This window comes from Methylosinus sp. DMC45 (assembly GCF_056313885.1).
The window spans coordinates 1-13,739 of the sequence record NZ_JBQUZK010000052.1 but is presented as its reverse complement, the minus strand read 5'-3'; the positions used below and the strand labels follow the sequence as shown (position 1 = coordinate 13,739).

General features: G+C 61.7%; 18 protein-coding genes. 8 read left to right on the top strand and 10 right to left on the bottom strand.

The window, feature by feature from the left end:
• Window positions 1-208 precede the first annotated feature (208 nt).
• Window positions 209-883 carry an alpha/beta hydrolase gene (locus tag ACT53T_RS17090; RefSeq protein WP_024880053.1) on the top strand — a complete coding sequence of 225 codons (675 nt, stop codon included), beginning with the start codon at window positions 209-211 and terminating at the stop codon, window positions 881-883.
• Window positions 884-942: 59 nt separating this feature from the next.
• On the opposite strand, the gene ACT53T_RS17085 is transcribed toward ACT53T_RS17090, so the two are convergent.
• The 3 genes from ACT53T_RS17085 to ACT53T_RS17075 form a co-directional block, all read right to left on the bottom strand.
• Window positions 943-1,782, bottom strand: coding sequence for an outer membrane protein (locus tag ACT53T_RS17085; protein WP_476162138.1), 840 nt, complete (start codon window positions 1,780-1,782; stop codon window positions 943-945).
• A 264-nt stretch (window positions 1,783-2,046) separates the two neighbouring features.
• A complete protein-coding gene (locus ACT53T_RS17080) occupies window positions 2,047-2,640 on the bottom strand; it encodes a redoxin family protein (RefSeq protein ID WP_476162137.1) in 594 nt (197 codons plus the stop codon).
• Between the two features lie 76 nt (window positions 2,641-2,716).
• Entirely contained in the window at window positions 2,717-3,856 is a 1,140-nt protein-coding gene (locus ACT53T_RS17075; RefSeq protein WP_476162136.1) for an anhydro-N-acetylmuramic acid kinase, read from the bottom strand.
• A gap of 116 nt (window positions 3,857-3,972) precedes the next feature.
• Between ACT53T_RS17075 and nhaA the strand changes: the two genes are divergently transcribed.
• The 3 genes from nhaA to ACT53T_RS17060 all read left to right on the top strand — a co-directional run bounded on the left by nhaA (window position 3,973) and on the right by ACT53T_RS17060 (window position 6,017).
• Complete coding sequence (gene nhaA / locus ACT53T_RS17070; protein WP_476162135.1) at window positions 3,973-5,175, top strand: Na+/H+ antiporter NhaA; 1,203 nt, start codon at window positions 3,973-3,975, stop codon at window positions 5,173-5,175.
• Between the two features lie 50 nt (window positions 5,176-5,225).
• Window positions 5,226-5,564, top strand: a complete 339-nt coding sequence (locus tag ACT53T_RS17065; RefSeq protein WP_018265285.1) for a hypothetical protein — start codon at window positions 5,226-5,228, stop codon at window positions 5,562-5,564.
• 90 nt (window positions 5,565-5,654) lie between these two features.
• Window positions 5,655-6,017, top strand: a complete 363-nt coding sequence (locus ACT53T_RS17060; protein ID WP_476162134.1) for a hypothetical protein — start codon at window positions 5,655-5,657, stop codon at window positions 6,015-6,017.
• A 175-nt stretch (window positions 6,018-6,192) separates the two neighbouring features.
• Here ACT53T_RS17060 and ACT53T_RS17055 read toward each other — a convergent pair whose 3' ends face one another.
• Window positions 6,193-6,453 carry a hypothetical protein gene (locus tag ACT53T_RS17055; protein ID WP_476162133.1) on the bottom strand — a complete coding sequence of 87 codons (261 nt, stop codon included), beginning with the start codon at window positions 6,451-6,453 and terminating at the stop codon, window positions 6,193-6,195.
• A gap of 305 nt (window positions 6,454-6,758) precedes the next feature.
• Between ACT53T_RS17055 and ACT53T_RS17050 the strand changes: the two genes are divergently transcribed.
• Genes ACT53T_RS17050 through dcd form a run of 3 tightly spaced genes read left to right on the top strand, consistent with a single transcriptional unit; the run spans window position 6,759 to window position 9,047 of the window.
• Window positions 6,759-7,205, top strand: coding sequence for a hypothetical protein (locus ACT53T_RS17050; RefSeq protein WP_476162132.1), 447 nt, complete (start codon window positions 6,759-6,761; stop codon window positions 7,203-7,205).
• Entirely contained in the window at window positions 7,202-8,446 is a 1,245-nt protein-coding gene (locus ACT53T_RS17045) for a hypothetical protein (protein WP_476162131.1), read from the top strand. Before ACT53T_RS17050 ends, ACT53T_RS17045 begins: the two co-directional genes overlap by 4 nt.
• Window positions 8,439-9,047 (top strand): dCTP deaminase, encoded by a 609-nt coding sequence (dcd, locus tag ACT53T_RS17040; RefSeq protein ID WP_476162130.1) that lies wholly within the window; start codon window positions 8,439-8,441, stop codon window positions 9,045-9,047. Before ACT53T_RS17045 ends, dcd begins: the two co-directional genes overlap by 8 nt.
• Before the next feature lie 190 nt (window positions 9,048-9,237).
• Here dcd and ACT53T_RS17035 read toward each other — a convergent pair whose 3' ends face one another.
• The 5 genes from ACT53T_RS17035 to ACT53T_RS17015 are packed head-to-tail and all read right to left on the bottom strand — an operon-like array spanning window position 9,238 to window position 11,336.
• Window positions 9,238-9,558 carry a hypothetical protein gene (locus tag ACT53T_RS17035; RefSeq protein ID WP_476162129.1) on the bottom strand — a complete coding sequence of 107 codons (321 nt, stop codon included), beginning with the start codon at window positions 9,556-9,558 and terminating at the stop codon, window positions 9,238-9,240.
• A complete protein-coding gene (locus tag ACT53T_RS17030; protein ID WP_476162128.1) occupies window positions 9,555-9,767 on the bottom strand; it encodes a hypothetical protein in 213 nt (70 codons plus the stop codon). The genes ACT53T_RS17035 and ACT53T_RS17030 overlap by 4 nt, the downstream gene beginning before the upstream one ends.
• 16 nt (window positions 9,768-9,783) lie before the next feature.
• Window positions 9,784-10,170 (bottom strand): hypothetical protein, encoded by a 387-nt coding sequence (locus ACT53T_RS17025; RefSeq protein WP_476162127.1) that lies wholly within the window; start codon window positions 10,168-10,170, stop codon window positions 9,784-9,786.
• 9 nt (window positions 10,171-10,179) lie between these two features.
• On the bottom strand, window positions 10,180-10,308 hold the full coding sequence (locus ACT53T_RS17020) for a hypothetical protein (protein WP_476162126.1): 129 nt from the start codon (window positions 10,306-10,308) through the stop codon (window positions 10,180-10,182).
• A gap of 5 nt (window positions 10,309-10,313) precedes the next feature.
• Window positions 10,314-11,336, bottom strand: coding sequence for a glycoside hydrolase family 19 protein (locus ACT53T_RS17015; RefSeq protein WP_476162125.1), 1,023 nt, complete (start codon window positions 11,334-11,336; stop codon window positions 10,314-10,316).
• Between the two features lie 459 nt (window positions 11,337-11,795).
• On the opposite strand from ACT53T_RS17015, the gene ACT53T_RS17010 reads away from it, so the two are divergent.
• On the top strand, window positions 11,796-13,052 hold the full coding sequence (locus ACT53T_RS17010) for a hypothetical protein (RefSeq protein WP_476162124.1): 1,257 nt from the start codon (window positions 11,796-11,798) through the stop codon (window positions 13,050-13,052).
• Window positions 13,053-13,057: 5 nt separating this feature from the next.
• Here ACT53T_RS17010 and ACT53T_RS17005 read toward each other — a convergent pair.
• A partial coding sequence (locus tag ACT53T_RS17005; protein WP_476162123.1) for a hypothetical protein occupies window positions 13,058-13,739 on the bottom strand: 682 nt, incomplete at its 5' end.

Here is a 13,739-nt window from a genome sequence, read left to right as displayed (position 1 = left end):
CCGCGACCCTTCAAAACTCTTGCAATGAGCGCCGTCACACATGCTAGAAGGCCCGCTCGGCCGAAAACGAGCCGCGGGTTCGGTGCGCGCCGGACGCGTGGACGCCCGGCAAGGGGCGCTCCGGCTGGAGCATAACGCATTTTCGGCGCCGGCGAAAACCGCCCGACGAAAAAAGCGCGTTTTTCGCGCGGGGGAGACGAGGAACTTCATGCCCGAGGTCATTTTCACCGGCCCCGCCGGCCGGCTCGAAGGCCGCTTTCATCAATCGGCGCAGCGCGGCGCGCCGATCGCCATCGTGCTGCATCCGCATCCGCAGTTCGGCGGCACGATGAACAATCAGATCGTCTACAACCTCTATTACGCTTTCGCCGAGCGCGGCTTTTCCGTCCTGCGCTTCAATTTCCGCGGCGTCGGCCGCAGCCAGGGCTCTTTCGATCATGGCGCGGGCGAGCTCTCCGACGCGGCCGCGGCGCTCGATTGGGCGCAGGCCGTCAATCCCGAGGCGCGCGCCTGCTGGATCGCCGGCGTCTCCTTCGGCTCCTGGATCGGGATGCAATTGCTGATGCGCCGGCCGGAGATCGAGGGCTTCGTCTCGGTCGCGCCGCCGGCCAATCGTTTCGATTTCTCGTTTCTCGCGCCGTGCCCGTCATCGGGCCTCTTCATTCACGGCGACATCGATCGCGTCGCGCCGCTGAAGGAAGTGACCGGGCTCATCGAGAAGCTGAAGACTCAGAAGGGCATCGTCATCGAGCATGCGGTGGTGCAGGGCGCCAACCACTTCTTCGAGAACCGCATCGAGCCGCTGATCGCCCATGTCGACGCCTATCTCGACAAGCGTCTCGGCAATCCGCCCCGCATCGCCATTCCCGCGCGGGGCGATTGATCGCGGGAAATATCTGCGACGGCGGAGCGCGGCGCTTGGCGCCGCGCTTTTTTTTATGCTCAGAATTTGGCGACGATCGGCGCCGGCTTGAGCCAGTCGAAATGATAGTTTAGCCCGGCGCGGGCGATATGGCCGTCGAAGCGCGTCGAGGATTGCGCGCCCGAGATCTGCGAGCCGAGCGCCGATGTGTAGGCGTAGACGGCGCTGGGTGTCGAGGCGGTTCCGAGATCGTAATAGAGATATTCGACCTTGGCGCTCCATCGCGGCGCGAACAGCCATTCGAGGCCGCCGCCGACCGCATAGCCGATGCGAAGATCGGAATAGGAATCGGAGGCGACGATGGTCGGCGCGCCGAGATAGCTCGCGGAGAGATTGGTCTGGCCATAGGCGAGACCGCCCGTCGCATAGGCGAGCAGAGTCGGCGTGACGAGATAGCCGAGCCGCCCGCGCGCCGTGCCGATATAATCGATCCCGCGCGAGAGCGTGGTGTAGGCCGAGGCGCCGGTGAGCGCTGCCGTGGAGCCGCTGGTGGCGACGCCCTGAATGTCGGCCTCCACGCCCCAGAGGAATTTGTCCGAGACCTGGGAATTATAGCCGATCTGGCCGCCGCCGATGAAGCCGGAGACATTGGCGTTGATCGAGCCGGGAAAATTGCCGATGAGCGCATTGGCGCCGAGGCCGGCCGCGTCTGTGTCCCAATAGCTCTGGGCGACAGTATCGCTGTTGGACCATGTATAGCCGGCGTTGAGACCGACGTAGAAGCCGGTCCAGAGCGGCGGCGGCGCGAGCGGCGGAATGAAGGCGGGCGCCGCTTTGGTGGAGGGAAGGTCGGCGGCGATAGCCGGAGCGACAGCGCAGGCGAGCGCGAGCGCGCTCGCCACGACGATGGATTTCGTCATGGGACAGGACCTCGGTTTCGATAGCGCTCCCGCCGTCCCCACGATCCGCTGAGACGGGGCCGGGGCGGGCCGGAAGGCGGGGGCGGTTCTCGAAAAACACGAGCCGCATGCCGGCGGGAGCGAGCGGAGGCTCTGCTCTATGCGGCCCGATCTCAAGTTAATTTTTGGCAATATTGTAGAAGAGTCGAAAATCTACTTGTTAACAAAATTTAATATTATGAAATTTCGGCAATGTGCTCAGAGCCTTCGCTCGCCGCGCGCGCCTCAGGCGTTTTTCGCCAGCGCCGGCAAAATTCGCGTCGTGATCGCGCTCTCGTCTATCGGGCCGAGAATGGCGACGTCGATTTTGGGGCCGGGCGCCACCACGAAGCTCGCCGGAACGCCGCGCGCGCCCAGCGCCCGCTGCAAAAAGGCGCGCTGATCCTGACCGACGGCGACGAAAGGATTGCCATGCTCGGCGAGAAAGCTGCGGGCGTGGGCCGGATCGTCCTTCACATCGGCGCCGTAGATGACGACGCCTTTTTGCGCCAACGCCATCAAGAGGTGATGCTCGGCGCGGCAGCTCGGACAATAAGAGGCCCAGAGATAGAGGAGCGAGCGCTTGCTCGCGAGATCGGCGGCGCCGAAGCCCGGCATGGGTCGCCCGTCCGCGAAGGTCAGCCCCGGCGTCGGCGGCAGATCGAAGGCCTCGATCGACATTGTGTTGAAGAAGCGGGCCGAGAGGTCCTTGCGCTTCCAGACCTGCTCGGCGACCGCGGCCCCGACGCCGGCGGAGACGGCCCCGAGCGCTCCGAGAAGAAGATTGCGCCGGCTCGGCCAGGCGGCGGCGTCCTCGTCTCGCTGAATCGTCTCGGTCATGCTTCGCTCCTTCTCCCATCGCGCATTTGAAGATCAGACCCTCAATGCGGAATGAAAGAGGCGGCTAAAGCCAGAGCTATCTGCTCCCTCGGCCGATGGCGCGGCGGCCGCGCTGCGCGGCGGCGATCTCGCCGCCCTTGGTCGGCGTGGGCGCCCCGGTGGTTCCAGGGAAGGTCAGCGGCAGGCCTTTCAGCACACGCACAGCGAGAAAAGCGAAAGCCTGCGCCTCGATCGCATCGCCCTTCCAGCCGACCTCCGCCGCCGTGGCGATCGGGCAGGGCAGGCGGTCGACGAGCGCGCGCATCAGCGTCGGATTATGCGCGCCGCCGCCGCAGACGATCGCCCGCTGCGGCGCCGAGGGCGTCTGCGAGAAGGCGCGGGCGAGGGACGCCGCGGTGAAGGCGGTGAGCGTCGCGGCCGCGTCGCAAAGCGAGAGCTCGTCTGTCGCACGAAATGAAAAATCGTTTCTATCTAGAGACTTTGGCGGAAGTTTCTGAAAATATGGATGAAGCAGCATGGATTGCAGAATCGCCTCGTCGACGCGGCCCTCGGCGGCGGTTGCGCCGTCGCGGTCGACCGGCGAGCCGGTGCGGGCGAGCATCAGATCGTCGATCAGCGCATTGCCGGGACCGGTGTCGAAGGCGAGGGGCTCCGCGTCGCCATCGACGAAAGTGACATTGCCGACCCCGCCTATATTGATGACGGCGACCGGCCCCTCGATCCCGCTGGATGCAACCAGAGCGCGATGATAGGCCGGCACGAGCGGCGCGCCCTCGCCGCCGGCGGCGACATCGGCGGCGCGAAAATCATAGGCGACATCGACGCCGAGCCGCTCGGCGAGCGCCGGCGCGTCGCCGATCTGGATCGTGAGCCGGCTCTGGGGCCGATGCAGAACCGTCTGACCGTGAAACCCCAGAATATCGACGCTCGCCGGATCGAGGCTCTCCGCGCGCAAAAAGGCTTCGACCGCCTCCGCATGACGCTCCGTGACGAGGCGCTCCGCCGCGCCGACCGCGCCGGGGCGGGCGGCGCGGTCGGTGAGGCGGGCCGCCTCGGCGAGGGCGGCGCGAAGCAGCTCGCGATCCTGCTCGGAATAGGGAAGGAAGCCGGTCGGGCCGAAGTCGAGCCGCTTTTCGCCATCCGTGTCCAGCAGGGCCACGTCCACGCCGTCCATGGAGGTGCCCGACATGAGGCCGATGGCGCGAAAGAGAGTCATTTGTGTCTCCTGCCTACGCATATTCGGCGGCTCGCGCGCAGAGCCGGATTTTCTTGCCAGAGCAATGCAAATCGCTCAAGTGTGGCGCGTTCTTCTCATCTTGGGCGGCGCTCGCCATGAAACAGCATCCGCATCACGCCGCGCCTTCGACTCTGCGTCGCTTCCTCGCCAGCGAGGCGGCGGGCGGCGTCGTGCTGATGGCGAGCGCCGCTGTGGCGCTCGCGCTGGCCAACTCGCCTTTCGCCGAATCCTATCACAGCCTGCTGGCGACGCCGATCGCCGGCCATTCGCTGCTGCATTGGATCAACGACGGGCTGATGGCGGTTTTCTTCCTGCTCGTCGGCCTCGAGATCAAGCGCGAGCTGCTCGACGGCCATTTGCGCCATTGGTCCGCGCGCGTGCTGCCCGGCGTCGGCGCGCTCGGCGGAATGGCCGCGCCGGCGCTGATCTACGCCTATTTCAACGCCGATTCGTCGGCGGCGCGCGGCTGGGCGATTCCCTCGGCGACCGACATCGCATTTGCGCTCGGCGTGCTGGCGCTGCTGGGGGACCGCGTGCCGGGCGCGCTGAAAGTGTTTCTCACCGCGCTCGCCATTCTCGACGATCTCGGCGCCATCGTCATCATAGCGGTGTTCTACGCCGGCGATCCGGCGGCTCCGCCCATGCTAGGGGCGGGCGTGACCCTGTTTCTGCTGCTCGGCCTCAATCTCTTCGAGGTCACGATCCTCGCGCCCTATCTCCTGCTCGGCGTGGCGCTCTGGCGTTTCGTGCAGCTCAGCGGCGTCCATGCGACGCTCGCCGGCGTGCTGCTGGCGGCCATGATTCCGCTGCGCCTCTCCGGGCCGGACCCGGAGGAGCATACGCCGTTGCACCGGCTCGAGAATGCGCTCGGGCCATTCGTCGCCTTTATCGTGCTGCCGCTGTTCGGCTTCGCCAATGCGGGCGTGGCGCTCGGCGGCGGCGATCTCGCGACGACCGGCGCGCCCATTCTGCTCGGCGTCGGGCTCGGCCTTTTTCTCGGCAAGCAGCTCGGAGTCTTCACGGCGATCGCTCTGGCCCTGGCGACGCGAATCGCCTCGCGGCCGCCCAAGACCGGCTGGATCCAGCTCTATGGCGTCTCCGTGCTCTGCGGCGTCGGCTTCACCATGAGCCTGTTCATCGGCCAGATCGCTTTCGAGGCGGATGAGGCGGCCATGCGCGCCACCAAGATCGGCGTGCTGGCGGGCTCCGCCGCCTCCATTCTGCTCGGCTCGCTGGTGCTGTGGATCGCATCGCGGCGGCGCGCCGAGCCGCTCACGCATCCGCTGACCGATTCGTGAAAAAGGGCTAAGCTCGGCCTTCGTTTCTTTTTCACGAGGCTCCGCTTCTCATGGCCAATTTCAAGCTCCCGCTGTCGGGCGACGTCGCTCAGACCATCAACCCCTGGACCGCCGTCTTCAGCCCCTATGGCGGTCAATTCGGCCTCATCAACATCAATCTCGGCCGCTCGAGCGCGCCGCAGGTGGAGGAGGACGTGCTCGCCGACGTCGGCAGCTATGGCAAGCAGCTCGGCCGCATCGGCGACGCAATGGCCGTTCTGCTGGCGCATTTTCATCCGCAATGCGAGCTCACCGCGCAGGAACGCGAGGCGATCGACGCGCTGAAGGCGATGCTGAAGGAGATCGATGCGATCAAGCGCCGCCATCATCGGCCGGTCACCGCGCCGTGACGCGCGTGCGCCGGCAAAAACGCAACCTTGACAAGCGTTCCGAACCGGGTTGAACTCGAAATTATTGAATTCAAGAGAGTAGGATTTCCTATGGATCAACTTTTCCGAGCATCCAGCAGCCCCGAGGTCATAGAGCTCTATCGACTGATGCGCGAGCTGCTCGCGTTGCGCGACATGTTCGACGGCGCTTATGAGCGGGCGGTCTTGTCGATGTTGCCGGAGACGACCCGCGCGCGTTTCGACCGCCTCGCGCAATCGGTCGACGATCACGCCAGCATCGCGCTGGCGCGGCCGATTCAGGACGACTCCTATGACGCGCTGGAATTGGTGTTCGACGAATATAAGCATGAGGTTGCGGAGAGCCTGCTGGCGGCCGCTCTCGCCGATACGGTCGCCGATCTGCCGGAGAAGCTCGGCGCTCTCGAGAAATCGCTGATCGTCGAGCGTCTCTGAGGCTTATCCGCTCTTGCCGGAGCGGCCCGAAGAGACGTCTTACCGGCCGAAAAGAGCGAGGGTGGGGCTGGAGGCCTCGGAGGGACTTCGCCAAGCTCTATTTTTCAAACACCTAGAGCGCCGAGGAGGGATTTTTTCTCGCCGCTTTAGGTCAAAGAATAGCCGCTTGGCTCCCTCACTTTTCCAACGATCCGGGCCGCTCAATTAGCGGTTCTACGGGCGGCCGCAATGCGGGATAGAGAGCGCCGCAGGGATGGCTCATATCTCTGGCGCGGTCACAGGCGGCGAGGCGGCGGAGCAGATCGGGCAGAGCGATATCGGCGCCGAATCGCTTGATGAGCCCGGCGCGGCCGTAGCGGCCGGCCCGACCGCAGCGCTCGCATACGATCTCTACAGGGTTGAACGGATATGTCCGCAGAGTGAGCGCGTCGGCCATGGCGCAGTCTCATCCGGCCGTTTGCAAAACGCAAAGCCGGCCAAGTAGCTGTTCTCGTTTTTGCGCCCTAACTTAGGGACAAATTTGGACGTGGGCTATTCGCCGAAGGCTACCATGCCAACTTGAAGTCACCTGGGCCAGAGGAATAAGGTGCCAACGTCGATTAGTCACCGGATGCGTACGAAGGCGTCGCCGTGGCTTCGAGACTAAGAACGTCGAATCAAATATGATGATGATGCTCCCATGGAGGGGAATGTGAACAATTGTCCCGTAAGAGGACAAGTGAACGAGGATAGGAATTCAATATGGCGAACCATCACCTCAACCGAGTCGCCCGAGATTTGGCCGTGGAGCAAAGCCTTGATGCAGCTATTGAGTTGAATGAGGTCCTCCACCAGAAGCGTAAAGATGCTCCGGCGCTGTTAAAATTGGCGACCTCCTTGATAGGCACTCAGCCTGATGCTGCCCTCTCAAAGAGAGAGCTTCTGAACAACTCGCAGCTTGCGAGCCTTTCTTTTCGTGCTGAGTTGTCTACGGGAAAGCAACCTTCCTCTACGCATGATCTTAGTCCGATTCTTGATTTGCTTGTACAAGTTGCCCAGGCTGGGCTAACTAATTTTTCGCAGGATGATCTTGAGTGTATTCGGGATTTTTGTCTTGGGCTCAATCGCGAATTGGTCTCTGAAGTAGCCAACCGCATACCGGAGCCGGTGGTCGTCCGTGCTTCGAGAATGAGGTCGATGGCACTATGACCATTGGACTTCACGCTCACACAATTGAGAAGCTAAGGGCAGTCGTAAATCAGATAGATGGTCTTCTTCTATCTGATTTTCCTCACAGTTCCGCGAAAGACGCGCTTATTCTATTCAAAGACTTTTTTAATGATCAAATTTTTAGAGTCGATCGGGCTAGTGTAGACAGAGATTTGCTTGTATCTGCGTGCACTACTGCAAACAGCAGAATTTCTTCATACCTTCCTTTGCTTGGGTTTTTATTGAGATCAACAAATGTTCGTAACAACTTTGAATGTTATGATTCGCTTCTGCAGTTAGCCCAGCGATTAATCGGTCCAGAGGCAAGAATCGTAATTTCCTCTGAATGGGATATGTCGCCGCTGACCTACGCCCTCAGTGTTCCTGTCCTTCCCGGATATGTACTATTGGGAATGCCTGCTACCGAATCGTCCAATGCATTAATACTACCTCTGACCGGACATGAGCTTGGACACTCGATTTGGACGGCCGAAGGTTTGGAAAGCGATTGGGCACCAAAGGTTCAGCAAAAAATCCGCGACTATATAATTCAAGAACAAATAGCATTCAAAGCAGTGTTTACGACATTTGCTAAAATTAGGATCGACTACGCTGAGCTTTCGTCTAATATGTTTCTAACCTTAATTGTCGATGATATCAGCCGCCTGACGCTCGGGCAAATGGAAGAAACGTACTGTGATGCTATCGGCCTCAAAATTTTTGGGCAAAGTTTTGTTTACTCATTTCACTATCTTCTCGCTCCCGGTCTTGGAGGCGATCGCTCTTTATATTACCCTCCATTACGCTCGCGCGCTCAATTTATGGCAGATCATAGCGGGCTCGACTTTGACAGTTTAGGTTTTTCTAACTTTCCATTGGAGTTTCAAGAAAGGCAACCGAGACTTAGCTTAGATCAAAGTTTTATTTCTCGAGCTGCCGACGAGATCGCAAGTTCTCTAGCAAAGGAACTGTATTCGGAAGCTTCGAGCAAGGTCCTCAAAGCGGCGCATGACTTGCTTCCGGAACCGAGCGCAGCAGGAGACATACTTACTTTGTTCAAGCGCGGAATTCCTTCCCGCCGCCCCCGCTCTCTTCCTGATATCCTGAATGCCGGATGGCAGTTTGTACGTGCGGAGGGGGAGGCTCACGATACCCAGGAAAGAGCACTATTCGAGTGGACATCTGAACTGGTGCTTAAAAGCATAGAAGTGCTAGAATTTCGGAGGCGGCTCGATGCTTGATTGCGTAGCTCTGGCGAAGCGCATTGAATCCGGGAACAATGGTGAGCCAAACGGTCTCTCTATCATTCCTGAACCTGAAATTGGAGAGGTGGAAACTAGTGGCGACGCTTCTGTCACGTTGCGCCTAGGCCGCTGGTTTATTACATTAAGACAATCAAGCCACCCCTATTTCGACGTTATGGCCACGAAAAGCGAGGCCCTTTCTGAGGCACGTTCTGCGAAGCGATATTTCGTGCCCTTCGGTCAGGAGTTTGTTTTGCATCCCGGAAGGTTCGTATTGGCGAGTACGCTAGAATGGTTGAGCTTCCCAGCGAGTCTCGGAGGGTATGTCGGCGGCAAATCGACCTGGGCGCGAAGGGGTTTGATTATCGAAACCGCTGCAGGAATACACCCCGGCTTCAACGGGTGTTTGACACTCGAACTCGCAAATGTCGGGGAGGTCCCGATCAAGATTAGGCCGGGAATGAAAATTGCCCAAGTTTTTGTTCACGAACTAAGCGCAGCCGAACATCTTTCAAAAGGCCAATTAAGGGGTCGTAGGCGTCCTTATCTGGGAACGATTCAGAGCGACAAAATTCTTGAGAAGCTTTCGAATTGCTGACGATAAATAGACCGAGTGACGATGTTCCTCGTCGAGGCTTCGGTTCTACCAAACCGTATCCCGCGCGGCAGCGAGCGCGACCTGTTGCCGCGCGATGCGCTCAGCGTTGGCCCGATAGCAGTCGTCGAGCGTGAAGGGGCCACCCCACATTGTGGGCGATGGCGGTCGGCCCGGCCGATTTTCGGCGGCGCTATCGGCCGATATGCTTGCTGATATCGGGCCAGAAAACTCCGAGCGCGGTCGTTCCGAGCAGCGCGACCGCCCACCAGAATATTTTCTCGCCGCCCTTGCGCGCGCCGGCGCGGAGCGCCCGCACGAATTTTCGATCCTCGGCGATCTCATCGCCCTCTCGCAGATCCTCGAGCCGAGCGTAGCGCAGAAACTCCATATCCTTTCGCGTTTCCACCCTTTCTTCAGGCGAGCGGCAATCAATGCCGAGCGTCATCTCGAATTTTTCGGCGATCACCTCGCCCACCGCCGCCTTCCCATCCTCTTTCGTCAGCTCGCTCATCTCGCTTCCCCGGCCAGCCCCAAATCCCGACGCTCACGCCACTGAACATTCGCGGCGTGCCGATCGCCGCACGTCGTCAGGGCCACGCGATCCCGCCCCCAGAGGCGCTCGACCTCGCCGGCGGCGAGCGCGAGCGGCGGCAGCTTGGCCGGGCGCTCGCAAGGCTTGTCGAGATCGCCCGGCGCCATGGAGTGCGCGAGCTCGCGCACGGGCTCGGTCCGGCTGCTATCGGGCGCGCCGGTCGAGGCGCATGACGCTGTCGCGAGGGAGACAAGGGCTGCGATCAAGAGCGGCGGACGCATCGGCGGCTTCCTTCATTCGGATTTCGAGACCGAGATTTTTGCGGGCGAGCGCTTCCGATTCGGCGCGGCCGGCGGCGTCGGCCGCGCCGATCGCGGATTCACGCCGCGCATGCTCGGCGTCGGCCGCGCGTTGGAGCTCGAGGCGCAGCGCCTCAGCGCGCGCCGAGCATGCGGCGCGCTCATTGTGGCCGACGACGAGCCAGGTGAGGCCGGCGGCGACGGCCGCCGCGCCGATCGGCGTGCGCACCGCCGCCGAGAGCGCGTCGAGCGCGCCTTTGAGCAGCATGGGGAGAAGGGCGAGGATCGGCATGGCGCGCCCTCAGCCGATCGACTTGCGGCGAATGGCGAGCCAGACGACATAGAGCAGCGGGCCGCCTATGCCGATGGCGAGGCTGATCGCAACCGATTCTCCGACGATCTCAGCCGCGGTTTTGACGATTTCGAACATGGCGCTCACCTACCGATGTTGAGGCCGGAGGCGGCGTCGTCGACGCGCGCGGCCTTGACCAGCGATGCGCCGCGCCAGGCGCGCCAGACGAAATAGGCGGCGGCGGCGGAGAGGCCGACGACGGCGAGCAGCGGCCAATAATCGCGCAGCGTCTCGAGCGCGGAGACGCCGCTCCGCACGGCCGTCGCAGCTTCCTGCGCCTGGTCGGCGACATCCCTGATCTGCGATAGTGCGGCCGAGGCGCCGGCGACGGAAACCATCGCGCCGGCGACGCCCTGTTGCGCCTGGTCGGCGCCCTTGATCGTCCGTGACCCGGCGGCGCGCAGTTCGCCCACCGAGGGCGGCGTCTCCGTCGGCTCGGCGTCATCCTGCGGCGCCTCGACGCGCGCCTTCGCCGTTTCTCGAGAAAGCGCGCGCATCGCCCGCGCATAGGCCGCCTGACGCTCCGCGAGGCCGTTCTTGCCGCCATTGATGCGCTTCGTCTGCGCAACGACGTCTCCACTGTCCGCCACGGGAAGAGCGCCGAGCAGAACGAACAGCGAGCAGGCGCATTCGAGCGCATGATCGGGATGGATCAACCACGCGCCCGCGACGTCGGCCGAGACGCCGAGCTTTTTACCGAGCAGCGCGCCCTTATCGCGGCCAGTCGCCTGCAACATCCCCTTGCCGCGGAAAATCCAGCCGTCATCGGTTCCGGGGAGATTTCCCATTCGGCCGCCGTAGACGTTGTTCGCCAGCGCCTTCGGATTATGCGCGAAGGGGAGAGCGCTCTCGACGGTCGGAAAGCGTTTCTTCCACACCTCCGTCAGTCGCTCGGCCGAGTAGTTGAGGCTTTCCTCGAGCGCCGTGAAATTCGCGGTCTCGACGCAAATATGCGCGAGCAGCGCGGCTTGCCGACGGATCGTCGTGAAGCCCCACGTCGGGAATTGATCGTCCGCATGATCCGCGATCATGGCGATGATCTTCGGGTCGGGCGTCTTGCCGCGCGAGTCTGCGGTCGCGCGAATTACCGCGTTCCAATCGGTCATGTTTCACCTTTGGGGAGAGAGCGCGCATATGCGCGCGAAGGCGCTCGCGCGTATGGCGAGCGCAATGCTGGAAATAACGCAATCTCCTCGCGCACGCGGGCATTCCGCAGAGCCAGCGGATTGCGATTGGCGCCTCGAATGCGATCGAGCGACTGCACGAGGAGTTCAACAGACCAATCAAGGCGTTGAGCGTGCTACAGAACGCCGACGCCGCCGACATGTTGTTCTGGACGCTGTCGGCGTCGGTTCAGATTGTCATGCGAAAGGTCACCGGTTTGGCAGAGCTTCGCTGAGCGGTCCTCCGATCAGAACATTGACCTCGCCGTCCGATCGGATAAGTTCCTTCGACTAGGAGTTGCTCCGGCCAATTTCAACACGATTTGCGACGGCACGAAGTGTTGTCTATTTCCTTACTTAGATGATTGGCGGAGCTTCCTAATTCCTGATGGAGGCGACGTGATGATGGAAACGCCAGATATCGATATAACTAGCTACTCGGGGGCCCTTGGCCTGCTCGCGCAGGCGCGAGTTCGTCCAATTGATGTGGGTTTGATTGGCGATAGCAACGCATTTATGGACAACACTGGGCTCGATCATGGGGTCGCTAAGGCGCTGGCCTCGCTTTTCGGTCTTTATGCGACCCCGCTGTACTCGCAGGAGATCGCTGGTGACTCTTACGCCGCCGCCGGATTCTGCTCGGCAAATATCGTGAACGTCATCAACAGCGCGACGACAGGAGCGCCAACGGCATTCGATGATTATCGTCTGCCGAACCAGCAATATTGCTACCAAGCAGGCGGCGATATGGGGCAGTTCAACGGTATCTACCTCAGCAAAGCGACACCAGGTCTCGACGTCACCGCGAATCTGAGAGCGCACTACTGCTACGGAATTTTCGCGAGCGGTGGCGGGTCGTTCGTCCCGGCTGCGCGCATCGAAACGCCACCCTACACGACGCTTTTGACCGGGGTGCCGGTCTCATGCGCTGGCGACAGCGACACGATCGGTTATGCGACGCTCGATCTTCCGGCCGGCCCTCGCACGACCGATATCTCGTTCAAATGGCGTCTCGGGGCGGGGGCCGCCAACGTGGCGAAGACATGCCAACTCTGGCAGCGCGTCGAGAATGTCGATCGTACCGCAGGCATTGGGTTCCACACTGTCTATGGAGTTGGGGGCCAATCTCTCTATGACATGGCGGCGGCGGTGCTAGGGCTCACGGATGCGCGGCTCCAGAACTACTTTAAATCGGTCACACGCCTACAGCGTCTTCGTGGACTCCCGCCGATGTATGTCCAGATGCTCGACTCCGGCTTCAACGACCGCAACGAGACGAGCACCCCATCGCTCGGCCCGCTCGCGACCGGAGGACCGACAGGGCCGTTAGCCTACATAGACAATGCAGAAGCCATCCGCATCAAGATGGATGCGAATTGGTTGGCATGCGGATACGACATCTACAATTTCCGATATTGTATCGTCCCGAGCCATCCGATTTCGACTCCGGATGATGCGCAAGTCGTCGAGTATCGGCGGATCGTCTCCCGCTACGTCGCGGGTCAGCGTCGCATGTCGATGGTCGACCTTTCGACGTTGACCGACTATGCCTCAATGCTCGCGGCCGGCTGGTATCGCAACCCGCCTTCGGAGCTGGTCCACCTATCTCTCACCGGCTATGAGGGCGTCGGCGCGCTGATAGCCGGTCAGGTGCCGTAGCCCCGTTATGCGAAGCGTCCGCTGTTGAGCGCATAGCTGTTCGCCGCCACGGCGGCGGCTGCATTGCCAGAAGCCGTCAAGTCCTCTTCATAGGCACGATAGATCGTCCCCTTGAACGCGCCATTGATGTAGGGCGTGGCGGCTCCGCCCGATTTGACCGTGTTGATCTGCGCACTCGAGGCGGAGCCGATCAGCACGCCATTCACGAACATCGATATCGTGCCCGGCGCCCAAGCGAGCCCCAACTGTGTGACGGCGCCGAGCATTACGCCGGAGGAGCCGGTCACTGTGATGGCGCCCGCGCCGCCCGTCGTCGTTGCGACCGAGCCGCGCGGCGACTTGCCGTCCGAGCCCATGTCGAAGATCCATTGGGCGTCATTGTTCGTCCCGGTCGTGTAGCCGAACAGCGTATGATAGGCGGTCGCATTGTAGCCTGACGCGACTTCCTTGGCCCAAATCTCGACGTAGAATGAGTGGCCGGAACCGGAGAGATCATAGTCCGTCGCCGCGAGCGCTACGCCATTGGATTGGCTCCCAGACGTGAACGACAGGCCGGCCTTGCCAGTAAGATTGGCGATGCTGCCGGCGACATGCGCAGCCGCGCCGCCGGTGACGAGATTTAAAAAGCTCGCTCCGCCGATCGCGCCGTCCGCGTTCGGGTTGCAGTAGGGATCGAGGAAATCGAAC